Consider the following 22,323-nt stretch of genomic DNA (forward strand, 5'->3'; position numbering starts at 1 on the left):
CCGACCCGTCAAGCCGCCGACCCACCGACCCGTGGACCCGCCGACCCGTCGCGCCGCCGACCCGCCGCGCCACCGAGCCGCCGACCCGTGGACCCGCCGAGCCGTCGCGCCGTCGACCCGTCGCGCCGCCGACCCGCCGACCCGCCGACCCGTCGCGCCGTCGCGCCGTCGACCCGTCAAGCCGTCGCCCGCCGGCCGCACCTGGCCGCCCACCGACGGGGCCGGCGTCGGCCCCACAGGATCGCCGTCAACTATCGCAACAACCGTTCACGTTCGACGGGCCGGCCCGGCCTTCCCGGCTGCCGGAGCGGGGGAGCCCACTTCCCGTGGCGACCGGTATGCCTGTGGGGCATAAATATGCCGCACAGGCATACCGCGTTCCGCGCCTGATGGTGCCGGCACCCGGACGACCACGGTCCAGCTGGACGGCCACGAACCAACCGGCCGACCCGGACCACCCGGGCAAGCCGGACCGCCAGCGTCGAGCCGGACGGCCACGGGCCAGCCGGACGGCCACGGGCCAGCCAGTCGAGCCGGATCACCCGGGTCGAGCCGGCAGACGGACGCCGCCCGCCGCACTAGGCTGCGCAGGCATGAGTGATGCGAGTGCGCTGCCGTCCCGCGCCGACGTCGTGATCATCGGAGCAGGGCACAACGGGCTGGTCTCCGCCGTCCTGCTGGCCCGCGCCGGGCTGGACGTGCTGGTGCTGGAGGCGGCGGAGGTGATCGGCGGGGCCACCCGCACCGAGAACCCGTTCCCGAAGGTGCCCGCGCTGCGCCACTCCACCGGGTCGTACCTGCTCGGGTTGATGCCACCGGAGCTGCTCGCCGCGCTCGACGTGCGGATCCCCGTGCTGCGCCGCGACCCGCACTACTTTCTGCCCACGCCGGGCGGGCCGGGAGCGCCCTACCTGCTGTTCGGCAGCGACACCGCCGCCACCCGGCGGCAGCTCACCGAGTTCTTCTCCCCCGCCGACGTGGCCGCCGACGACGCGCTCCAGGCCGAACTGGCGCAGCTCCGCGCGGACCTCGCCCCGGCCTGGCTCGCCGAACCGCTGCCGGTGGAGCAGACCGCCGAGCGGTACGTCCGTCCCGGGCTGCGACAAGTCTTCGTCGACCTGGTGCGTGGTTCCGTCGCCGACTACCTGGCCCGCTTCGACTTCCGCTCCGAGCTGCTGGTCAGCATGTACGCGGTCACCGACGGGCTGTCCGGCCTCAACGCCGGCCCCGACGACCCTGGCACCGGCCACAACTTCCTGGTGCACAACATGTGCCGGCTGCCCGGCGCGGACGGCACCTGGATGATCGCCGAGGGCGGGATGGGCACCGTCTCGCGTACCTTCGCCGAGGCCGCCCGGTCGGCCGGGGCGACCATCCTGACCGGTGCCCGGGTCGAGGCCGTCACCCTGGCCGGGGGCGCGGCGTCGGGCGTCCGGCTCGCCGACGGTCGGGAGGTCGCCGCCGAGGTGGTGCTCGGCGCGTGTGACCCGTACCGGCTGATGGAGCTGGTGCCCGACGGCGCGCTGCCGGCGGAGCTGGGCGCGCGGATGACGGCGGTCCGCCGGCCCGGCACCACGCTCAAGCTGAACCTGGCGCTGACCGGGCTGCCCCGCTTCTCCTGCCTGCCGGCGGACGCGCCCAGCCCGTTCGGGTCCACCATCCACCTGCTGCCCGGGTCGGCGTCGCTGGTCGGGGCCGGCGGCGAGTCGCCGATGGCGGCGCTGCGGGCGATGTGGGCCGACGTGCAGGCCGGACGGCTGCCCGACGAGCCGACCATCGAGTGGTACCTGCACACCACCGTCGACCCGTCGCTGTCCGACCCGGCCGGGCACCACTCGTCGGCGCTGTTCGTCCAGTCGGTCCCCTACACGCTGGCCGGCACCGACTGGGACACCGCGCTGCCCGGCTACGTCACCCGCCTGGTGGAGATCTGCGAACGGTACGCCCCGGGCACCGGTGACCTGATCGCCGACGCGGTGCCGCTGCCCCCGCCCGGCATCGAGGCGCACTTCGGCATCACCGGCGGACACATCCACCACGTCGACAACACCGTCTCGTTCACCGACCGGATGCCGTACGCCACCGGCGTCGACGGCGTGTACGCGGGCAGCGCCGGCTGCCACCCCGCTGGCAGCGTGATCGGCGCCGCCGGGCACAACGCCGCCCAGCGCGTCCTCGCCGACCTCGGCCGCTGACCCCGCACCCCGGCCCGCTCGCCTGCCCCGGGGTGGTCCGGCCCGCCCGCCTCTCCCGTCCGGCTCGCCGCCCCTGCTCAGGCGCGGGCCGGGCGGGACGACGGCAGGTCGCCCGGACCACGGATCAGATAGAGCCCGGTCAGCAGGAAGTACGCCACCAGGCTGAGCACCGGGTCGACGAAGGAGATACCGAACGCCACCACGTAGAGCAGCGGGCCGAGCAGGAAGCGGCGGGCCACCGCTCGGGCCAACCGGGGATCCAGCCCCGGGTCGAGTAGCCGTCGGCGGCGGGCCCACCACCAGCTCAGGTTGAAGAACAGCGCCTCACCGAGCACCGTGCCCACGTAGATCGTGGCGGTCAGCCGCTGGTCGGCGACGGTGCCGCGCAGGTTGTCGGCGAGCAGGATGGCCGCGAACGGAATGGCCGCCACGAACAGCAACAGCAGCAGGTTGAGGACGAGCAGGAGCTGGTCGACCTTGACCACGTACCGCCACATGTTGTGGTGGGTCAGCCAGACCTGCCCCACGATCACGAAGGTGATCACGTACGCCAGGTAGGCGGGCCACTCGTGGAACAGCGTCTCGGGCAGCTCCTGCCCCTCGGGCCGCTGCGGGCTGAGTTGGAGCAGCTCCACCGCCATCAGGGTCAGCACGATCGCGATCACCGCGTCGCTGAACGCCTCCACCCGCGACGCGTCCCGCTCCTTCTCCCGCCACCGCCCAAACTCATACCCCTCCCCCTCCCCCTTCCCCGCCCCACCACCCACCCCCACCCCGCCCTCCTCTCCCCCGCCCTCCACACCCCACCCCTCCCTGCCTGTGTCGATCATGGAGTTGTGGTGCCCGGTGTGCACCGGTTCAGGGCCTTTACGGCCCACCACAACTCCATGATCGCCGGAAACGGGGGTGGGGAGGGGGGTGGGGAGGGGGGAGGGGAGGGGGTGGGGAGGGGGGAGGGAGGGGGGAGGGGGAGGGGAGAGGGAGGGGAACGGGGTGGGGTGGGGTTAGGGGGTGGGGGTTTGGGTGCGGGCGGCGCGGATCTTGTGGCCGACGCTGGTGAGGCAGCGGCCGGAGGGGAGGTCGAACTTCCAGCCGTGCAGCTGGCAGGTGAGCTGGTCGCCGTCGACGATGCCGAACCGGGTCAGGTCCGCCTTCAGGTGTGGGCAACGGCGCTGCACCACCCAGTCGCCCAGGGTGATGTCCTCCGCGTCGGTGCTGCGCTCGTGCTCGTCGTACCAGCCCTCGGCGTACTGGAGGCGCTCGGTGGACAGGCACTTGAAGAAGGCGTACACGAACTCGTTGTACTGGCCGATCCGGGCCGCCGAGAAGCGGCAGGACAGGAAGAGGGAGTTGACCCAGTCGACCTCACCGATGTGCAGCAGGTGCTCGATCAGCGCCCGCTCGGTGCGGAACCGGTACCGGACCTTCTCGTCGGCGTACGGCCGGACCTGCTTGCCCGGGAAGTCCACCACGATGGATTCGACGCTCTCGCCGTCGTAGCCCACCAGGTCGAAGCGGACCGGGCCGCCGACCCCCTTGGCCAGGTAGATCGACTCGTCGAGCAGTGGCTCGATCCGGCTCTTCATCCCGGCCAGGACGTCGACCTCGGGGTGCCGCCAGGACGCCTTCTCCGCCTCGATGACCGGGCGCTTGCGCTCCCGCATCTCCTCCAGATGGGCCTTCTTGTTCGCGAAGAACTCCTCGACCGGCTGCGGGTGGGTGGTGGTCGCCCCGACGGTGGTCACCTCGGCCACGCTGCCCGGCAGCAGCACGATGCCGTTGGTGCCGCCGACCTTCGCGTACTCGGACAGGAACACCGACTGGTCCGGGAAGATGTTGCCCTCGTCGCCGTGGATGTCGTTGAACTGCCACAGCGCATCGTCGAGGAAGCACGGCGGGCCGGCGATCGGGAAGACGTGGTCGGCCTTCAGGTCGTCGATGTAGCGCCAGGTCCGGTCGAACTGCCGCTCCCGCTTCTGCTTGCCGAACGCGGTCTTCGCCGCCTGCGGCAGCTCGTACACCATCGGGTACCAGATCGCGCCGGAGAACTGGAGCAGGTGCGCGTGCACGTGGCCCAGCTCGGCGAAGACGGTCAGGTCGGTCGGGCGGGCGTCGTTCTGGTTGAGCAGCCGGACCCCGTCGTACTCCACCCAGAGCGACGAGTCGCCGATCGGGCCGTCGGTCGGGCTGGTCAACGCCTGAATCATGATCTTCAGGCCGCCGTCCAGCTCCACCACCTGCTCGTTGGGCGCCCGCAGGAACTTCGTGAAGCCCAGCGCCCGCAGCTCGTCCTCCATCTCCGAGGTGGGGAACTCGGGCAGCAGCACGGTGGCGTCCTTCGAGACGAAGTCGCGCAGGTGCTTGGCGTCGAAGTGGTCCCGGTGCAGGTGCGACACGTACAGGTAGTCGACCTGGCCCAGGGACTCCCAGTCGAGCAGGGAGTTGTCGGGGAACGGGAACCAGGAGGCGAAGTAGGCCGGATTGACCCACGGGTCGCACAGGATGCTGCCCGCAGCCGTGTCGATCCGCATGCTGGCATGTCCCGTACCGGTCACTCGCACCGCAGTCCCCCTCAAACCGACAATCAAGGTGTACGTCCGAACGCTACCGGAGGCAGTGTGGTCGACGGCCCGCGACGCCGGTAGAGCCGATCCGCCCCACCGCGAAGGGGTCCTTCGGCCCGCAGCCCGGGGCCGTCCCGGCCCATCGCGCCCGCCGGATCCGCCGCGCTCACCCCCGGCCCGCCGCACCCGCCCCGGTCAGCCGTGCCCCAGCAGGGCGGACCCCGCACCGGGCGCAGGGCAGGGCGTGCCAGACTAACCGGAGTTCCGATCGCGAGGGAAGGACCGACAGTGGCAGGAAGCGAGCCGGTAACCGCGCCAGATCAGCACAGGCCCGGACACCGCAAGGCCGGACGGATCGGCGCGGTGGTCTCCGCGCTGGCGCTGTTGGCGATGCTGTGCGGCAACCACGAGGGCAAGGTCGAGGACATCTGGCTGGTCGGCCTGGCCGTGCTGCTGCTGGCGATCGTCGTCGGCGACGCCGTGCTGCGCCGCAGCGGGCTGCGCTCCTGACGGACCGCCCCACCGACGTGTGAAGGCCCGCCCCGGTCCGGGGCGGGCCTTCGTCGCCCTCGACCCTCGACCGACGCTCCACGGCAGGACCCGGCACCCGCACCGGCAGCAGCGCCGCGGCCGTCGGTGGTCACACGGCGGCTCCGGCCCCTGGTGGTCAGCGGCCGAAGAGGATGTCCTGCACGTCCTTGAGCGCGGCGTCGACCTCGGCCTCGAAGTAGCCACCGGGCACCAGCCCGAAGCGCAGCGTGTCCAGGTCCTTCGGGTTGACCGGCATCTGGTTGCGACCCTGCATGCCGCCGAGCAGGCTCTCGAAGAACCGGTCCACCTGGTCGGGGTCGTATCCGCTGCCGAAGCGGCGCACCTGGAAGCTGCGACGGATCTGGTCGACCCGGTACAGCTCACTGCCGGGCGGGCCGGCCATCGGCGGACCCACCATCGGCGGGCCGGCCAGCGGCGGCGGACCACCCAGCGGCTGCTGCGGCAGCGGCGGTGGCCCGGCCGGGCCACGGCCACGCAGTTCCCGCGGATCCCGCTCGGGCATCCGGTCCCGTTCCGGCATGCGGTCGCGTTCCAGCATCCGGTCGCGCTCGGGCATCCGGTCCCGCTCCAACATGCGGTCGCGCTCGGGCATCCGGTCCCGCTCGGGCATCCGGTCGCGTTCCAGCATCCGGTCCCGCTCGGGCATCCGGATCTCGGCGGTCATGTCCGCACGACCGTGCCGGCCCGCCTCGAAGCCGTCGAAACGCTGCTCGTCCGGAGGACCGTAGCCACTACCCGGTCCGGCCGGCAGGCCACGCGGCGGCGGGCCGCCGTGCCCCATCGGCCCACCCGGGCCAGGACCCATCGGCCCACCATGCCCCATCGGCCCACCCGGGCCAGGACCCATCGGCCCACCGGGCCCCGGCCCCACCTGGCCTCGCGGCGAGTCGTACCCGCCGCGCGGGGCGTCGTACCCACCGGCGAAGGCACCGGTCGGCTCGTCGTAGCGGCTGCCGAAACGGTCCGGCGGGCCGGGCTGGGCCGGCATGGCACGGGGCGGCATCGGCGGTGGCGCGGATGGTACGCCCCGGTGGTCGTCGCGCATCGACGGGGCGAGCCGGTCCACACCGCGCGGGTCGGCGCCCCGGCCAGTCGGGGCGCTGCGCTCCTCCAGCTCGGCCAGCTGCCGCTCCACCCGGTCCAGGTGGAGGTCGACCTGCCACTCGTCGTAACCGTTGAAACGGACCCGGAAGACCACGTCGTGGACTTCCTGGGAGGCCACGGGAGCGCCGACCGGCTGACCGGCGAGGGTCGCCTCCACCCGGTCCAGGAAGGCGTCGACCTCGTCGACCTTGTAGCCCCGGCGGAGCGCCTTACGCCGGAAACGCTGACCCTGACTCGCCACTATGTCTCCTGGTCTCGTACCGCTACGCCCGGTCGCGCCCGCGCGGCGCTTCGATGTCACTGTCCACCGCGGCAGCCAACTGACCGCACGCACCGTCGATCTCGCGACCCCGGGTGTCACGCACCGTGGTGGAGACGCCGGACTCCCGCAATCGTCTGACGAACTCCCGCTCCACCGGCTTGGCGCTGGCGTCCCAGCGGCTACCCGGCGTCGGATTGAGCGGGATGAGGTTGACGTGCGCCGACCTCCCGGCCAGCAGGCGTCCGAGCAGGTCGGCCCGCCACGGCTGATCGTTCACGTCTTTGATCATCGCGTACTCGATCGACACCCGGCGCCCCGTCGTCGCCGCGTAGTCCCACGCTGCGTCCAGCACCTCGGCTACCTTCCAGCGCTGGTTGACCGGCACGAGTTCGTCGCGCAGCTCATCATCGGGCGCGTGCAGCGACAACGCAAGGGTCACCGACAGGTCTTCGCTGGCCAGTCGGCGGATGGCCGGCACCAGACCCACCGTGGAGACGGTGACGTGACGCTGCGACAACCCCAGGCCCTCGGGGGCCGGCGCGACCAGGCGGCGGATCGCCGCGACGACCCGGGAGTAGTTGGCCAACGGCTCGCCCATGCCCATGAACACGACGTGCGACAGTCGGGGCGGCGACCCGGCCACCACCCCCGAGGCGGCGACCCCGGCGAGGTAGACCGCCTGGTCGACGATCTCGGCGGTGGAGAGGTTACGGGTCAGCCCGGCCTGGCCGGTGGCGCAGAACGGGCAGGCCATACCGCAGCCCGCCTGACTGGAGATACAGACGGTGACCCGGTCCGGGTAACCCATCAGCACGCTCTCCACCAGCGAACCGTCGTGCAACCGCCAGAGCGCCTTGCGGGTGGCGCCGTCGTCGCAGGCCAGCTCGCGTACCGGAGTGAGCAGCCGGGGCAGCAGCGCACCCGCCAGCCGGTCCCGGGTGGCGGCCGGCAGGTCGGTCATCCCGGCCGGATCCCGGACCAACCGGCCGAAGTAGTGGTGGGAAACCTGCTTGGCCCGGAAGGCCGGCTCGCCCAGCTCGGTGACGAGCGCCTGCCGACCCGGCAGATCCAGGTCGGCGAGGTGCCGGGGCGGCATCGCCGGGCGGCGACCGGGGGCGTCAGGGTCAACGGGGATCACAGGTAGGCTCGTCATGGCTGGTCCAGTCTGTCACGCCGCCCGCCGAACCTGCCCGTCCGGAGGTGCCGAATCGGCTCACACCAGGGAAGACACCCGGGTGGCACGGCGTGGGCCATCCGTCAGCCCACCACCGGCACGAGGACCGCCAACAGCAGGTAGGCGGTGGGTACGGCGAACAGGATCGAGTCCAGCCGGTCCATCAGACCGCCGTGGCCGGGCAGCAGGCTGCTCATGTCCTTCACCCCGAGATCCCGCTTGATCATCGACTCGGCGAGGTCGCCCAGCACCGCCGCGCCGGAGACCGCCACCCCGAACAGCGCGCCCCACCAGGGGGCCACGTCAAAGAGCAGCCAGATCAGCAGGGCGCTGCCCAGGGCCGCGGCGGCGACCGAGCCGGCGAACCCCTCCCAGGACTTCTTCGGGCTGATCCGGGGGGCCATCGGGTGCTTGCCGAACGTCACCCCGGCGGCGTACCCACCGGTGTCGGAGAGCACCACGCCGACCACGGTGACCAGCACGCGTAGGTGACCGTCGCCCGGGGCCGCCGCGAGCATCGCCGCGAAACCGCCCAGGAACGGCACGTAGACCGCGATCAGGGTGGCCGCGGTGAGGTCCCGCTGGAAACCGGCCGGGCCGTCACCCAGCCGCCAGACCATCGTGCCCAGCACGGTGACCAGCAGACCCAGGCTGAGCGCGTCCGGCCCGGCGAACCAGGCCAACCCGATGGTGAGGACGCCCCCGGCGAGCAGCGGCACCAGCGGCGGATGGGCGCCACTGCGCCGGACCGCGCGGGCCATCTCCCAGATGCCCACCCCGATCGCGCCGGCCAGCACGGCCAGGAACCCGGGGAGGAAGAAGAAGAGCGGCACCAGGACCAACGCCCCGAGCCCGAGCCCGACCCCGATGGCGGCCGGGAGGTTACGCCCGGCCCGGCCGGTCGACGGCAGTTGGGTCGCCGGCCGGTCGGGGCCGGCCCGTCGGCGGCCGGGCGTGCGCCGGCCGGGTGCCGGCGGTGCCGCCGGGTCGACGTCGGCGGCCCCGGGGACCATCCGGTCCTCGTCCCGCACCGGGGCGAGCTGCGCGGTCGGCGCGTCGTCGTCGCGCACCGGAGCGAGGTGCCCGGCCGTAGCCTCGTCGTCGCGGACCGCAGTGCGGTGCCCGGTCGGCGCGTCGTCGGCGCGTACCGGGGTCAGCTGCGCGGTCGGCGCGTCGTCGTCGCGTACCGGGGGCGGCGAGTGCGGGGCGGCCCGGCCGGACAGCGGCGGGGCCAGGCCCGCGAGCCGATCACCGCCGAGCCGGTCACCGGCCGGTACGTCGTACGGCCCGCCGTTCGGCTCGTCGTGCCGGCGCACGGGCGGGCGGGGCGGGGCCTGCGGTGCGGCGGACATCTCGGGGCCGGCCGGCCGGGGGGACCACGGCTCGACCTCCCCGCGTTCCGGCCAGGGCAGTGCTGGTGGACGGTCGGGCCGGTCCCAGCCGCGGGGCTCGGCGCTGCCGTAGGGGTCGGGGTGGGACATCACGCACCGGACGACGGTACGAGTTCCACCACATGACGCAAGACCACAACCATCCCCTACCCGCGTGACTACTCCGGTACCCGCGTGACTACTCCGGTTGACCGACCCGACGGCCGGTCGATCCCCGCCGTTCACCGGGCGGTGGCCGGGAATCGTGCCGAGCCTACTGCACCGGCCCTCCGGGCACGGCGTACGTCGGCCGTGCCGGCCACGCCGGCTGCCCCGGCCCGTCGGCTGCGGTGCCGTCCGGGCCCCCGGCCGACCGGCGACGGCAACGGCGTCGCGCCGCCCGGGGGCGGCGGCACGCCGGTGCCGTGGCAGCCGGGTCAGACCTCGAGCAGCTCCGACTCCTTGTGCTTGAGCAGCTCGTCCACGGTGGCGACGTAACGCTGGGTCAGGTCGTCCAGTTCCTTCTCGGCGCGACGGCCGTCGTCCTCACCGACCTCGCCGTCCTTGACCAGCCGGTCCAGCTCTTCCTTGCCCTTGCGGCGGATGTTGCGGACCGCCACCTTGGCCTCTTCGCCCTTGTTCCGGGCCACCTTGATCATCTCGCGGCGACGCTCCTCGGTCATCTGCGGGAGCAGGATGCGGAGCTGGTTGCCCTCGTTGTTCGGGTTCACCCCGAGGTCGGAGTCGCGGATCGCCCGCTCCATGGCGTTGATCTGCGAGTTGTCGTACGGCTTGATGATGACCATGCGCGGCTCGGGCACCCCGATGGAAGCCATCTGGGGCAGCGGGGTGGGCGTGCCGTAGTAGTCGATGATGACCTTGGAGAACATGGTGGCGTTGGCGCGGCCGGTACGGATCGCGCCAAACTCCTCCTTGGCGTGCTCGACCGCACGCTCCATCTTTTCCTCGGCCTCGAGGAGGGTGTCGTCGATCACCGGTCTCCTCGCCTCCTTCTGTTGCTCGTCGTGGCTGAAGCTGCTGCTCTGGTACGGAGGACCGCAGTGGTGGCCGGCGGAAACGGTCAGGCGGTGATCAGCGTACCGATCTTGTCGCCGCCGACGGCACGGATGATCGTGTCCTCGCCCTGCGCGCCGAAGACCAGCATCGGCAACCCGTTCTCCATGCACAGGCTGAACGCCGCCGCATCGGCCACCCGCAGATTGCGTTGCAGCACCTCGGAGAAGGTGATCGACTCGAACTTGCTGGCGGCCGGGTCGATCCGCGGATCGGCGGTGTAGACGCCGTCCACGCCGTTCTTGCTCATCAGCACCACGTCGGCGCGGATCTCCAGTGCCCGCTGGGCGGCCACCGTGTCGGTGGAGAAGTACGGCATCCCGGCACCCGCGCCGAAGATGACCACGCGTCCCTTCTCCAGGTGCCGGATCGCCCGCAGCGGAATGTACGGCTCGGCGACCTGGGCCATCGTGATCGCGCTCTGCACCCGCGTCTCGATGCCCTCCTTCTCCAGGAAGTCCTGCAGCGCCAGGCAGTTCATCACGGTGCCCAGCATGCCCATGTAGTCGGCGCGGGCCCGGTCCATGCCACGCTTCTGCAACTCCGCGCCGCGGAAGAAGTTGCCGCCGCCGACCACCACGGAGACCTGCACGCCGCGACGTACCACGGTGGCGATCTGCCGGGCGATGGCCTGCACGACGTCCGGGTCGACACCGATCGCCCCACCGCCGAAGACCTCGCCGGAGAGCTTCAGCACCACCCGACGGGCCCGGCCGGGCGGCGGTGCCGTCGGGTCGTCCGCCTCCAGGCTCCGGTCGTTCACAACCTGCGTCATCCGCCCCGCCCCTCCCGCGTGCACGTCGACCGCGCCGCGTCACCGCGTACCTGCCCGTTGCCGACCCTATGTGACGAGGAGGCCGCGGTGCCTGTCGCGTACACCGGCGGCCTCCTCGTCGACGTTGCGTGCCGCCCGGCGCGGGTCACGCGCCGGGCGGTGGCGGCTCAGGCCTGGCCGACCTCGAACCGGACGAAGCGGGTCACCTCGATGCCGGCCTCGGCCAGCGCCTGCTTGACGGTCTTCTTGTTGTCGGAGACCGACGCCTGCTCGATCAGGACGTAGTCCTTGAAGAAGGCGTTCACCCGGCCCTCGACGATCTTCGGCAGCGCCGCCTCGGGCTTGTTCTCCTCGCGGGCGGTCTGCTCGGCGATCCGCCGCTCGGACTCGACGACCTCGGCCGGCACCTCGTCGCGGGTGACGTACTTCGGCCGCATCGCGGCGATCTGCATGGCGGTGCCCCGGGCGTCGGCGTCGGCGGCCTCGTCGGACTTGCCGGTGTACTCCACCAGCACGCCGACGGCCGGCGGCAGGTCCTGGCTCTTGCGGTGCAGGTAGACCGCGACGGTGCCGTCGAGCTTGGCGAACCGGTTGAGCACCAGCTTCTCGCCGATCTTGGCGGACTGCTCCTGGACCACGTCGGCGACGGTCTTGCCGTCCAGCTCGGTGGCGAGCAGCTCCTCGGCGGTGCCGACGCCGCTGCGCTCACCGTGCTCGACGAGCTGCTGGGCCAGCGCGATGAACGCGTCGGTCTTGGCCACGAAGTCGGTCTCGCAGTTGAGTTCCAGCAGCGCCTTGCCGGAGTGCGCGACGAGGCCGTTGGCGGCGGTCCGGCCGGCCCGCTTGCCGACGTCCTTGGCGCCCTTGACGCGCAGGATCTCGACGGCCTTGTCGAAGTCGCCCTCAGCCTCGGTGAGCGCCTTCTTGCAGTCCATCATGCCGGCGCCGGTGAGGTCGCGGAGCTTCTTGACGTCCGCGGCGGTGAAGTTGGACATGACTCTCTCTTCGGTGTTGAGACTGCGGTGGGTGGTCTGAGGTGCCGGACCCCCGGCCCGGGGCCGGAGCTGCCCGGCAGTGACCGCCGCATCCCGCCGCCCGAACCGGCGGCGGGATGCGGCGGCGCGGTCACTCGGCGGCGGCGGTGGCCGGCTGCTCGGTGGTGGTGGCGGCGGGCTGCTCGGCGGCGGCGGCCGGCGTCTCGGCGGCAGCCGGCTCCTCGGCCTTCTTCGGCTCGAGCAGCTCGCGCTCCCACTCGGTCAGCGGCTCGTCGGTGCCGACCTGGCCCTCCGGCTTCTCGTCGCCACCACGACGCCGGCCGGACCGGGCGATCAGACCGTCGGCCACGGCGGCGGCCACGACCTTGGTCAGCAGCTCGGCGGAGCGGATCGCGTCGTCGTTGCCCGGGATCGGGAAGTCGACCTCGTCGGGGTCGCAGTTGGTGTCCAGCACCGCGATCACCGGGATGCCCAGCTTGCGGGCCTCGTCGACGGCGATGTGCTCCTTCTTGGTGTCGACGATCCAGACCGCGGCCGGGAGCTTCTGCATGTCCCGCAGACCACCGAGGGTCTTGGTGAGCTTGGTCTTCTCGCGGAACAGCTGAAGGGTCTCCTTCTTGGTGTAGCCGGCGGCGGTGCCGGTCAGGTCACCCAGCGCCTCCAGCTCCTTCATCCGCTGCAGCCGCTTGTACACCGTCTGGAAGTTGGTCAGCATGCCACCGAGCCAGCGGTGGTTGACGTACGGCTGACCGACCCGGGTGGCCTGCTCGGAGATGGCCTCCTGAGCCTGCTTCTTGGTGCCGACGAACAGGATGCTGCCGCCCTCGGCCACCGTGTTGCGCACGAAGTCGTACGCCTTCTCGATGTAGTCGAGGGTCTGGCGCAGGTCGATGATGTAGATGCCGTTGCGCTCGGTCATGATGAAGCGCTTCATCTTCGGGTTCCAGCGCCGGGTCTGGTGCCCGAAGTGGACACCGCTCTCCAGCAGCTGACGCATGGTCACGACGGCCATGGTGGGGTACTCCTCAAGATCCCTGGTTGTCACGCCCGGCCGGTGGCCGGGCGTCCTGGCGCCTGGTCGCCGGCCATGGTGGGCCCGAAGGAGATCGGGACCAGGGAGGCCGTCGCCCCACGACGAAACGTGGAGAAGGCACGCGAGGTCGACCGCGCAAGGCGGTCGCCAAGAGAACAGTGTACGCCTCCGCCCCTCCACCCCACCTCGGGGTACACGCCCGCATCCCGCCCCTCCGGTCGACACCGCGCTCTCCCCGTCGGCACGGACGCTCGCTCCCCCGTCGGCGCGGGTGCTCGCTCCCGGGTCCGCGTTCCCCGCCCGGGCAGGTGCCCGCCCGGGCAGGTGCCCGCCCGGGCAGGTGCCCGCCCGGGCAGGTGCCCGCCCGGGCAGGTGCCCGCCCGGGCAGGTGCCCGCCCGGGCAGGTGCCCGCCCGGGCAGGTGCCCGCCCGGGCAGGTGCCCGCCCGGGCAGGTGCCCGCCCGGGCGGGACCGGTGGGCCGGGGTGGACGCGGTGGCGGGTCAGCGGGCTGCGAGGGCGGCGGCGAGGAAGAGCACCAGCCCCACGGTGAGGTAGGCGGTCGGCGGGCGCAGCCAGCCCCGGTCGCCGTCGGTCATCGCCAGACCACCGGCCCGCAGCCCGTACAGGCCGCCGGCGAAGATCGGCAGCCCGACCACCAGCAAGGTCCCCACGACGACGTGCGACACCGGGACCGGGTCGCCGGTGAGGCCGTGCAGCAGCACCCGCAGCGCCGGGATCTCGAAGACCAGGACCAGCAGTCCCAGCAGCACCGCCAGCACCGGCCGCCGGGTCCGGTAGACGCCGTCGGAGGCCGGTCCACCCGTCCGGTACGCACCGTCGGTGCCGGTCGCTGCGTCCCGCCGGGGCGTGACCGGGGCCATCGGGCCGGTCGGCACCTCCAACGGGGAGGGCTCCGCCGGCCGGTGGGGCTCGATGATCGGATAGCCGCCCAACGCCGCCGGCCGGACCGGATCGGCGGGCTCGGAGGCACCCCCGGTCAACGGGCCGACACCGCTGACGCCCAGGACGCCGGAGTCGGCGGTGAACCGACCGGTGCCGCTGTCGCCCCCGGCGAGGCGACCGGTGCCGGTGCTGCCCAGCCGACCCGTGCCGGTGTCACCGACACCCCGTCCCGTGCCGGTGCCGCCCAGCCGACCAGTACCGGTGTCACCGACACCGCGCCCCACGGCACCGCCCAGCGGACCCACCCCGCTGTCACCGACACCGCGCCCCACGGCACCGCCGAGCAGACCCACCCCGCTGTCACCGACACCCCGGCCGGGGGTGCCCGTACCGCCGTCACCCAGGGGGCCGACGCCGCTGGTGGCGGCCTCCCGGGCGGCGCGACGACCCACCCGGTCGGTGGGCAGCTCGCCGGAGACCTCCGGGTCTTCCCGGCGGGAGCGGGTCGGCCGGTATCCGGTGCTGTCGCCGCCACCGTCACCCAACGGGTCGGCTGTGTCGAAACGTCCCGAGTCGAAGCGGTTCGCCTCGGCGTACCGGCCCTCCTCGGCGGCGCGCTGGTCCGGAGTGCGCAGCCCGTCGTCCCGTCGGCGTACGCCGCTCGCCGTCCGCCAGTCCGAGTCGTCGTATGCGCGTTCCCCGCCGGCCGGGTACCAGCGTGACTCCTGATCTTCGGGGTAGCTCCGTCGTGCGTCCACGTCCGGCACCGTATGCGACCGACCCGCCGCGCGCCATTCGCAGGTCGGACCAGCCGACAGCACCGATCGGACGGATCTCGGACGGGTGTTCACCACCCCTGGGACCAGGGGTTTTCCCGATTCCCTTAGCACACCGGCATCGTGATCGTCCGGTCGTCCACAGGGCGTCGCGTCGTCCACAGCCGTGCCGGCGGGTGTCGCGCCGCCCCCTGCCCCGCCGGCAGCCTGACGGGCATGACGAAGCGGAACCAGGCGGTTGGCGCGTACGGCGAACGGTGCGCCGTGCAGCACCTGATCGGGGCCGGGCTGCGCCCGGTGGCCCGCAACTGGCGCTGCCGGGAGGGGGAGATCGACGTCATCGCCTGGGACGGTCCGGTACTCGCCTTCTGCGAGGTGAAGACCCGTCGGGGTGACGCCTACGGCAGCCCCGCCGAGGCGGTCGTCCCGGCCAAGGCCCGACGGTTGCGCGGGCTCGCCGCCCGCTGGCTGGCCGAGACCGGGACCACCGCCGACGAGGTGCGCTTCGACGTCCTGTCGGTCCGGTTGCCGCAGGCCGGGCCGGCCCGGGTCGAGCACGTCAAGGGAGCCTTCTGATGACCGCCGACCTGTCGCCCGGCGACCCGGCGATCCACACCCTCACGACCACCGGCACCCTGCCGGCCACCGATACCCTGCCGGCCACCGTCCCGGCCACCGACGCCCTGCCGGTGGCCGACAGCCTGCCGACCACCGACGCCCGGCCGGTCCGGGGCCTGCCGGAGGGGGCGTCGCGGTGAGCTACGCCAAGGTGCTCGCGGTCGGTCTGGTCGGGGTCACCGGCCACCTGGTCGAGGTCGAGGCGGACCTCTCCCCCGGGTTGCCGGCGGTGATCATCTCGGGCCTGCCGGACACCGCGCTGCACGAGGCGCGGGACCGGGTCCGCGCCGCCGTGGTCAACTCCGGCCAGCGCTGGCCGAACCGCCGGATCACCCTCAACCTGCTGCCGGCCACGCTTCCCAAGCGCGGTTCGGCGTTCGACCTGGCCATTGCGGTCGCCCTGCTCGGGGCCGCCGGTGAGTTGCCGTTGCTACCGGTGGAGGGGGTGGTGGTACTGGGCGAGTTGGGGCTCGACGGCACGGTCCGGCCGATCCGGGGGGTGCTGCCGATGGTGGCCGCCGCCGCCCGCGCCGGCCTGGGCCGGGTGGTGGTGCCGGCGGGCAACGCCGCGGAGGCGGCGGTGGTCCCCGGGGTACGGGTTCGCGCCGTGGACACCCTGCACCGGCTCGTCGCCTTCGTCCGGGACGGGACTCCCCTGCTGGAGCCGCCGCCGGCCCTGCCCGTCGAGGCGTCGTCCGGGCCGGATCTCGCCGACATCGCCGGGCAGGCACTGGGCCGGCGGGCGTTGGAGGTGGCGGCAGCCGGAGGGCACCACCTCTCGCTGCTGGGGCCGCCCGGGGCCGGCAAGACCATGCTCGCCGAACGGTTGCCGTCGATCCTGCCGGAACTCGACGACGAGGACGCGTTGGAGGTCACCGCGCTGCACTCGATCGCCGGCACGCTGCCGCCGGACGGTCGGCTGCTGCGCCGGCCGCCGTTCCAGGCCCCGCACCACTCGGCCACCGTGCCGGCACTGGTCGGTGGCGGCTCAGGGCTGGCCCGACCGGGCGCGTTGTCGCTGGCCCATCGGGGGGTGCTCTTTCTCGACGAGGCCGCCGAGTTCAGCAAGGGCGCCCTGGAGGCGCTACGGCAGCCGCTGGAGAGCGGTTACGTCCACCTGGCCAGAGCCAGGGGCGGCACCCGCTACCCCGCCCGCGTGCAGCTGGTGCTGGCCGCCAACCCCTGCCCCTGTGCCCGGCCCGGCGGCGACACGCTCTGCGAGTGCAGTCCGTTGGCGCGGCGACGCTATCTCGGCCGGCTCTCCGGTCCGCTGCTGGACCGGATCGACGTGCAGATCAGGGTGCTGCCGGTACGGGCGGCCGAGTTGATGGGCACCGACCCGGACGGCGAGCCGTCGGCGACGGTCGCCGCCCGGGTGGCGCTGGCCCGCCGGGCCGCCGCCGAGCGGTGGGCACCGGTCGGTTACCGGCTCAACGCGGAGGTGTCCGGCCCGCTGCTCCGCCGGCCACCGTGGCGGCTCGCCGCCCAGACCACCGCCGAACTGCGGGGACGGCTCGACCGGGGTTCGCTGTCGGCCCGGGGCTTCGATCGGATCATTCGGCTCGCCTGGACGATCGCCGATCTCGACGGCCGGACCAGGCCCGATCGGGAGGACGTCCGGGAGGCCACCGGACTCAGGACAGGGGAGGAAGCGTGACCGGCACCGAGGACCTGCACGCCCGGGTGGCGCTGACCTGGCTCGCCGAGCCGGGCACCCGGTCGGTGCACCGACTGGTGGACCGGCTGGGGCCGGTCGCCACACTGCAGCTCCTGCTCGACGGCGGTGCCCCGGACGAGACGCTGCGGGCGGCGGTGGCGGCCCGGTTACCCGCGGGTGACCCGCGGGCGGTGGCCGCCGAGGCGGTGGCGCTCACCGACCGGCTCGGCGCGCGGATCGTCTCCCCGGCGGACGACGAGTGGCCCGTCGCGCTGGGCGACCTGGCCCGGCTGGTGTTGCCCGGAGCGAGCCGGAAGGTCGACCGGGAGACCGCCCCACCGCTCTGCCTCTGGGTCCGCGGCGGGTGGCCGTTGGCCGAGGTGCTGGACCGTTCGGTCGCCGTGGTCGGGGCACGGGCCGCCACCGGGTACGGCGTGCACGTCGCCACCGAACTCGGGTACGGCCTGGCCGACCGCGAGTGGACGGTGGTCTCCGGGGGTGCGTTCGGCATCGACGCCGCCGCCCACCGGGGCGCGTTGAACGCCGGTGGCGTGACGGTGGCGGTGCTCGCCTGTGGCGTGGACCGCCCCTACCCGATGGGCAACTCCGCCCTCTTCGACCGGATCGCCGAGACGGGGTTGCTGATCAGCGAGTGGCTGCCGGGGGCCGAGCCGCTACGTCCCCGCTTCCTGATCCGTAACCGGGTGATCGCCGCCGGCACCCGGGGCAGCGTGCTGGTGGAGGCGGCGGCGCGCAGCGGCGCGGCCCAGACCATGCACCGGGCGGTAGCCCTGCGCCGACCGGCGATGGTGGTGCCCGGTCCGGTCACCTCGGCGCTGTCCGTCGGCGCACACGAGTTGCTCCGGGAATACCGTGACGCCCGGCTCGTCACCGGGCTCGCGCACGTCCTCGAGGAGGTGGGTCGGATCGGGTCCGATCTGGCCCCGCCCGCCCGGGGCGAGGAGCGCCCGACGGACGTCCTCGACGACGACGCGGCCCTGCTGCGCGAGTCGATGCCCCGCCGGGGCGTGATCAGCGCGGACGCGCTGGCCGCTCGGGCCGGGGTGCCGGTCCGGACGGCGTTGCGCAAACTCGCCCTGCTGGAGGAGTTGGGCCTGGTGACCCGCCGGGACGACGGCTACGCCCTCACCCGTCCGCAGCCGTCCCACGGTCACGCCTGAGCGCGGGCGGGCCGACGACCTCCAGGGCAGATCCGGATGCGATGATCACTGCCGTGTCGATTCCCCGGCGTTCCGTTCTCGGTCTCGGGCTCGCAACCGCCCTCGGGGTGGCCGGCTGCGCCGCGAGCCCGCCCACCGGGTCGGCCGGCTCCTGGGCCACCGCCGCAGCGGGCGACGGTGCACCGGGCGGCCAGGGCGCCGCCGCGGCGGGTCGGCCGGGGGCGGCGGTCCGGGGCACCGCCCCCACCGCTGCCGCGAAGCCGCGCACTCTCACCATGGCGCTCCAGCGCTACCTCCAGCCGACCTCCGAGAACCCGAAGCACCCGACGTACGCCGGGGCGGTGGTGCTGGCGACGACCGACGGCGAGCCGACCGACCACCTGGCGGTCGGTGAGGCGCTGCGCTACGACGCCGGTCCGGTCCTGCTGCCCGCCGCGAAGCGGGTCGCCATGCGCCCCGACTCGATCTTCGACCTGGCCTCGCTCACCAAGGTCTACACCGCGATCCTCACCCTGCAACAGGTCGACGCCGGCCGGATCGACCTGGACGCGCCGGTGGTCCGCTACCTTCCCGAGTTCACCGGCACCGGCAAGTCCGCCGTCACCGTCGCGATGCTGCTGGCCCACACCAGCGGCCTGCCGGTCGGGGCCAAGGTGACCGGCTACCCGACGATGGCGGAGCGCTGGCGTGCGGTGCTGACCACACCGCTGGTCAACGGCGCCATCCCGGGCACCGTGTTCCGCTACTCCAGCGTCGGCCTGATGGTGGCCGGGAAGATCGTCGAGAAGGTTACCGGGCTCGGCCTCGACCGGGCGCTGAAGACCCACCTGACCGCCCCGCTGGGGCTGCGCTACACCGGGTTCAACCCCAACACCTGGCTCGGTGCGACCGACCGGGCCAACCGGCTGGTCGCCACCGACGCCCGCTCCTCCCGGGGTCTGCTCCGGGGTGTGGTGCACGACGACGTCGCCAACCACCTGGGCGGCGTCGCCGGCCACGCCGGGATCTTCGCCCCCGCCGAGGAGGTGGCGGTGATCGGGCAACTGCTGCTCGACGGTGGCAGCTACGGCGGGAAGCGGATCCTCGCCCAGAGCACCGTCGCCCGGATGCTGCGCAATGCCAACACCGGCCTACCCGCGGTCGACCCGGACCGGCCGGGGCGCACCTCCGACCACGGCCTCGGAGTGGTGCTCCACCAGCCCTGGTTCATGGGCCGGCACTCCCGGCCCACCACGTTCGGGCACACCGGGTTCACCGGCACCTCGTTCCTGGTCCAACCCGACCGACGCCGGGTGCTGGTCCTGCTCACCAACCGCGCGCATCCGAACTGGAGCTGGGCCGACCCCGATCCGGCCCGGGTAGCCGTGGCCGACACCTTCGCCTGACCCGCCCGACGGCGGGTGGCGACCGGATTCCTTGCCGACGCTGCGGCCGGCACGCGACGGTGCCGCCGACGCGGCAGACAACACCTGCCCGTCGGCGTCCGTAAACTGGGCCGGTGCCCCCGGACGACCGCTCGAGCCCCCTGCGGCTACCGCCGACCCGCCGAGGATGCCGTCGCCGGTCGACCAAGGCGGGGGCGGGACGATGAGTCGACGCGGTACGGGCACCCGGGTCACCCACCAGGCGTTGCCGCCGGCCATGCGGGACGCGGTGGACGAGTTCGCCAGCCACCTCGCCCAGCTACGCAACCGGTCCGCGCACACCGTCCGGGCGTACGTCGCCGACCTGGTCTCGCTGCTCGACCACGCCGTGCGGATGGGCTGCACGGAGCCCGCCGACCTGGAGCTGGGCATCCTGCGCAGCTGGCTGGCGAAGCAACGGACGACCGGCGCGGCGCACAGCTCGTCGGCACGTCGGGCCGCCGCGGCGCGGACGTTCAGCGGATGGGCACACCGGTCCGGTCTGCTGGCCACCGACGTCGCCGCCCCGCTGGCCACCCCGAAGACGCGTCGGGAGCTGCCGGTGGTGCTCCGCGCCGACCAGGCCGCCGCCCTCGTCGAGGCACCCGGCGGCGGCGGAACTCCCGCACCAGACGATGCCGGACTCCCGGTGCCACGGCCGGAGGCGGACGCGGTGACCGGGGCGGTCCTGTTACGGGACCGGGCGTTGCTCGAAATCCTCTACGCGACCGGCACGCGGATCAGTGAGGTCTGTGGACTGGACGTCCCGGACGTCGACCACGAACGCCGGGTGATCCGGGTCCTCGGTAAGGGCAACCGGGAGCGGACGGTCCCGTACGGGCTGCCGGCCCAGCGGGCGATCGACCGGTGGCTGGCGGTGGGTCGGCCCGACTTGGCCGGGTCGGCCTCCGACCGGGCGCTGTTCCTCGGTGCCCGGGGTGGCCGGCTGCATCCCACGATGGCCCGGCGGATCGTCGCCGGTTACGCCCGGACCGCCGGGCTGCCCCCGACCAGCCCGCACGGGCTGCGTCACTCGGCAGCCACCCACCTGCTCGACGGCGGTGCGGACCTGCGGGCGGTGCAGGAGCTGCTGGGGCACGCGTCTCTGGCGAGCACCCAGATCTACACCCACGTGTCGATGGAGCGGCTGCGCGCCGCCTACCGTCAGGCCCACCCCCGCGCCTGACCTGCCGGGACGGGCCGGGCCTCCACCGGCCACTCCACCAACCGGCCACCCCACCGACCGACCGCCACCGCCGACCGGCCGTCACGCCGACCGGCCACCACACCCACCGACCGCCACCGCCGACCGAGCTTGGTCGTGCGACACAGCCGTGCAACACGGCCGCCGACCGGCCACGGCCGCCTACGGACGACCGGGTGGGCCGGCGATCATTGCCGGCTACCATCACCGCATGAGCGTCCCGCCGCCACCCGAGCCGATTCCCGGGGCACGACTGCTCTTCACCCTCGACCCCTCGGTCAGCTATCTCAACCACGGGGCGTTCGGCGCGGTGCCGCTCGGGGTGCAGCGGACCCAGCAACGGCTGCGCGACGAGATGGAGGCGAACCCGCAGCGCTTCTTCGGCCAGGCGCTGATCGACCGGCTCGCCCACACCCGGCGGCACCTGGCCGCCTTCCTCGGCGCCGACCCGGAGGGCACCGCCCTGGTCGGGAACACCACCACGGGGGTGGCCGTGGCCCTCCAGTCACTCGGTCTGCGCCCCGACGACGAGGTGCTCGGCACCGACCACGGGTATGGCGCGGTGAACCTCTCGGTGGCACGGGAGTGCCGGCGGACCGGCGCCACGACCCGTTCCCTGCACCTGCCCCGGGCAGCCAGCGACGCACAGATCGTGGAGATCGTCCGGGCCGGGATCCGCCCGGGGCGGACCCGACTGCTCCTGGTCGACCAGCTCACCTCGGCCACCGCCCGGGTGCTGCCGGTCGCCGCGCTGGTGGCCGTGGCCCGGGAGCACGGTGTTCCCGTCCTGGTGGACGCCGCACACGTGCCCGGGATGCTGCCGGTCCAGGTGGACGCGATCGGGGCCGACTTCTGGGTGGGCAACCTGCACAAGTGGGGGTTCGCCCCACGCGGCACCGCAGTGCTGGTGGTCGCCCCGCCGTGGCGGGAGCGGATCGAGCCGTTGGTGGTGTCCTGGCAGCAGGCGAGCGGTTTCCCGGGCAACGTCGAGTGGCAGGCCACCCTCGACTACACCGGCTGGCTGAGCGCCCCGGCCGGCCTCTACACGCTCCGCAGCCTCGGCGTAGAGCGGGTCCGCGCGCACAATGCCGCGCTCGCGGCGTACGGGCAGCGGGTGGTCGGGGCGGCCCTCGGGGTGCCGCCGGCCGACCTGCCCGACCCGGGCGGGCCGGGGGTGGCGATGCGGATCGTGCCGCTGCCACCGGGGATCGCCGGCACCCTGGAGGAGGCGGGTGCCCTACGCACCCGGATCGCCGATCGGCTCGCCACCGAGGTGTCGGTGATGGCCTGGCACGGCCTGGGGTGGCTACGGCTCTGCGGCCAGGTATACAACACCGCCGACGAGTACGAACGGCTGGCCGCCCGACTGCCGGCGCTGCTGGCTGAGCGCTGACCGGGTCCGGCCGAAGGCCAGCCAGGGCTGGCCGGATGCTGGACGCAGACCGGCCAAGGCTGGCCGAGGCCGACCGGGGCTGACCGAAGG

At 73.4% G+C, this 22,323-nt stretch carries 19 protein-coding genes; 9 read left to right on the plus strand and 10 right to left on the minus strand.

Going from position 1 to position 22,323, the window contains the following annotated elements; genetic code table 11:
* The first annotated feature begins 593 nt into the window (after positions 1–593).
* Entirely contained in the window at positions 594–2,195 is a 1,602-nt protein-coding gene (locus tag GA0070623_RS11100) for a phytoene desaturase family protein (protein ID WP_067311451.1), read from the plus strand.
* 77 nt (positions 2,196–2,272) lie between these two features.
* On the opposite strand, the gene GA0070623_RS11105 is transcribed toward GA0070623_RS11100, so the two are convergent.
* Both GA0070623_RS11105 and GA0070623_RS11110 read right to left on the minus strand, forming a co-directional pair.
* Entirely contained in the window at positions 2,273–3,025 is a 753-nt protein-coding gene (locus GA0070623_RS11105) for a TMEM175 family protein (RefSeq protein ID WP_084261444.1), read from the minus strand.
* 174 nt (positions 3,026–3,199) lie between these two features.
* Positions 3,200–4,756: a Rieske 2Fe-2S domain-containing protein gene (locus tag GA0070623_RS11110; protein ID WP_089004006.1), complete on the minus strand. Its 1,557-nt coding sequence runs from the start codon at positions 4,754–4,756 to the stop codon at positions 3,200–3,202.
* A gap of 291 nt (positions 4,757–5,047) precedes the next feature.
* Here GA0070623_RS11110 and GA0070623_RS11115 point away from each other — a divergent pair, with 291 nt between their 5' ends.
* Positions 5,048–5,269 carry a DUF2631 domain-containing protein gene (locus GA0070623_RS11115; RefSeq protein ID WP_084261577.1) on the plus strand — a complete coding sequence of 74 codons (222 nt, stop codon included), beginning with the start codon at positions 5,048–5,050 and terminating at the stop codon, positions 5,267–5,269.
* Between the two features lie 157 nt (positions 5,270–5,426).
* Here GA0070623_RS11115 and GA0070623_RS11120 read toward each other — a convergent pair whose 3' ends face one another.
* From GA0070623_RS11120 to GA0070623_RS11155, 8 genes are all read right to left on the minus strand, one after another.
* On the minus strand, positions 5,427–6,656 hold the full coding sequence (locus tag GA0070623_RS11120; RefSeq protein WP_067314440.1) for a DivIVA domain-containing protein: 1,230 nt from the start codon (positions 6,654–6,656) through the stop codon (positions 5,427–5,429).
* A 22-nt stretch (positions 6,657–6,678) separates the two neighbouring features.
* The gene (gene rlmN, locus GA0070623_RS11125) at positions 6,679–7,830 is read right to left on the minus strand and encodes a 23S rRNA (adenine(2503)-C(2))-methyltransferase RlmN (RefSeq protein WP_067314443.1); all 1,152 of its coding nucleotides are present in this window, start codon (positions 7,828–7,830) and stop codon (positions 6,679–6,681) included.
* 104 nt (positions 7,831–7,934) lie between these two features.
* On the minus strand, positions 7,935–9,332 hold the full coding sequence (locus GA0070623_RS11130) for a phosphatidate cytidylyltransferase (RefSeq protein ID WP_084261578.1): 1,398 nt from the start codon (positions 9,330–9,332) through the stop codon (positions 7,935–7,937).
* Between the two features lie 326 nt (positions 9,333–9,658).
* A complete protein-coding gene (frr, locus tag GA0070623_RS11135) occupies positions 9,659–10,216 on the minus strand; it encodes a ribosome recycling factor (protein WP_067314448.1) in 558 nt (185 codons plus the stop codon).
* An 86-nt stretch (positions 10,217–10,302) separates the two neighbouring features.
* Positions 10,303–11,070: a UMP kinase gene (gene pyrH / locus GA0070623_RS11140; RefSeq protein ID WP_067314453.1), complete on the minus strand. Its 768-nt coding sequence runs from the start codon at positions 11,068–11,070 to the stop codon at positions 10,303–10,305.
* A 167-nt stretch (positions 11,071–11,237) separates the two neighbouring features.
* Positions 11,238–12,065: a translation elongation factor Ts gene (gene tsf / locus GA0070623_RS11145; protein ID WP_067314455.1), complete on the minus strand. Its 828-nt coding sequence runs from the start codon at positions 12,063–12,065 to the stop codon at positions 11,238–11,240.
* A gap of 130 nt (positions 12,066–12,195) precedes the next feature.
* On the minus strand, positions 12,196–13,077 hold the full coding sequence (rpsB, locus tag GA0070623_RS11150; RefSeq protein ID WP_067314457.1) for a 30S ribosomal protein S2: 882 nt from the start codon (positions 13,075–13,077) through the stop codon (positions 12,196–12,198).
* A gap of 521 nt (positions 13,078–13,598) precedes the next feature.
* On the minus strand, positions 13,599–14,759 hold the full coding sequence (locus GA0070623_RS11155) for a hypothetical protein (protein ID WP_407937976.1): 1,161 nt from the start codon (positions 14,757–14,759) through the stop codon (positions 13,599–13,601).
* A 234-nt stretch (positions 14,760–14,993) separates the two neighbouring features.
* On the opposite strand from GA0070623_RS11155, the gene GA0070623_RS11160 reads away from it, so the two are divergent.
* The 7 genes from GA0070623_RS11160 to GA0070623_RS11190 all read left to right on the plus strand — a co-directional run bounded on the left by GA0070623_RS11160 (position 14,994) and on the right by GA0070623_RS11190 (position 22,233).
* Positions 14,994–15,353: a YraN family protein gene (locus GA0070623_RS11160; protein WP_067307371.1), complete on the plus strand. Its 360-nt coding sequence runs from the start codon at positions 14,994–14,996 to the stop codon at positions 15,351–15,353.
* Positions 15,353–15,535, plus strand: coding sequence for a hypothetical protein (locus tag GA0070623_RS11165; protein WP_067307368.1), 183 nt, complete (start codon positions 15,353–15,355; stop codon positions 15,533–15,535). The genes GA0070623_RS11160 and GA0070623_RS11165 overlap by 1 nt, the downstream gene beginning before the upstream one ends.
* A complete protein-coding gene (locus tag GA0070623_RS11170) occupies positions 15,532–17,052 on the plus strand; it encodes a YifB family Mg chelatase-like AAA ATPase (RefSeq protein WP_067307365.1) in 1,521 nt (506 codons plus the stop codon). The genes GA0070623_RS11165 and GA0070623_RS11170 overlap by 4 nt, the downstream gene beginning before the upstream one ends.
* Positions 17,049–18,233, plus strand: a complete 1,185-nt coding sequence (locus GA0070623_RS11175; protein WP_231932748.1) for a DNA-processing protein DprA — start codon at positions 17,049–17,051, stop codon at positions 18,231–18,233. Before GA0070623_RS11170 ends, GA0070623_RS11175 begins: the two co-directional genes overlap by 4 nt.
* Before the next feature lie 53 nt (positions 18,234–18,286).
* The gene (locus tag GA0070623_RS11180; protein ID WP_231932749.1) at positions 18,287–19,618 is read left to right on the plus strand and encodes a serine hydrolase domain-containing protein; all 1,332 of its coding nucleotides are present in this window, start codon (positions 18,287–18,289) and stop codon (positions 19,616–19,618) included.
* Between the two features lie 202 nt (positions 19,619–19,820).
* Positions 19,821–20,822, plus strand: coding sequence for a tyrosine recombinase XerC (locus GA0070623_RS11185; RefSeq protein ID WP_067307357.1), 1,002 nt, complete (start codon positions 19,821–19,823; stop codon positions 20,820–20,822).
* A gap of 229 nt (positions 20,823–21,051) precedes the next feature.
* On the plus strand, positions 21,052–22,233 hold the full coding sequence (locus GA0070623_RS11190) for an aminotransferase class V-fold PLP-dependent enzyme (RefSeq protein WP_067307354.1): 1,182 nt from the start codon (positions 21,052–21,054) through the stop codon (positions 22,231–22,233).
* The last annotated feature ends 90 nt before the right edge of the window (positions 22,234–22,323 follow it).

This window comes from Micromonospora rifamycinica (genome assembly GCF_900090265.1).
GTDB lineage: Bacteria > Actinomycetota > Actinomycetes > Mycobacteriales > Micromonosporaceae > Micromonospora > Micromonospora rifamycinica.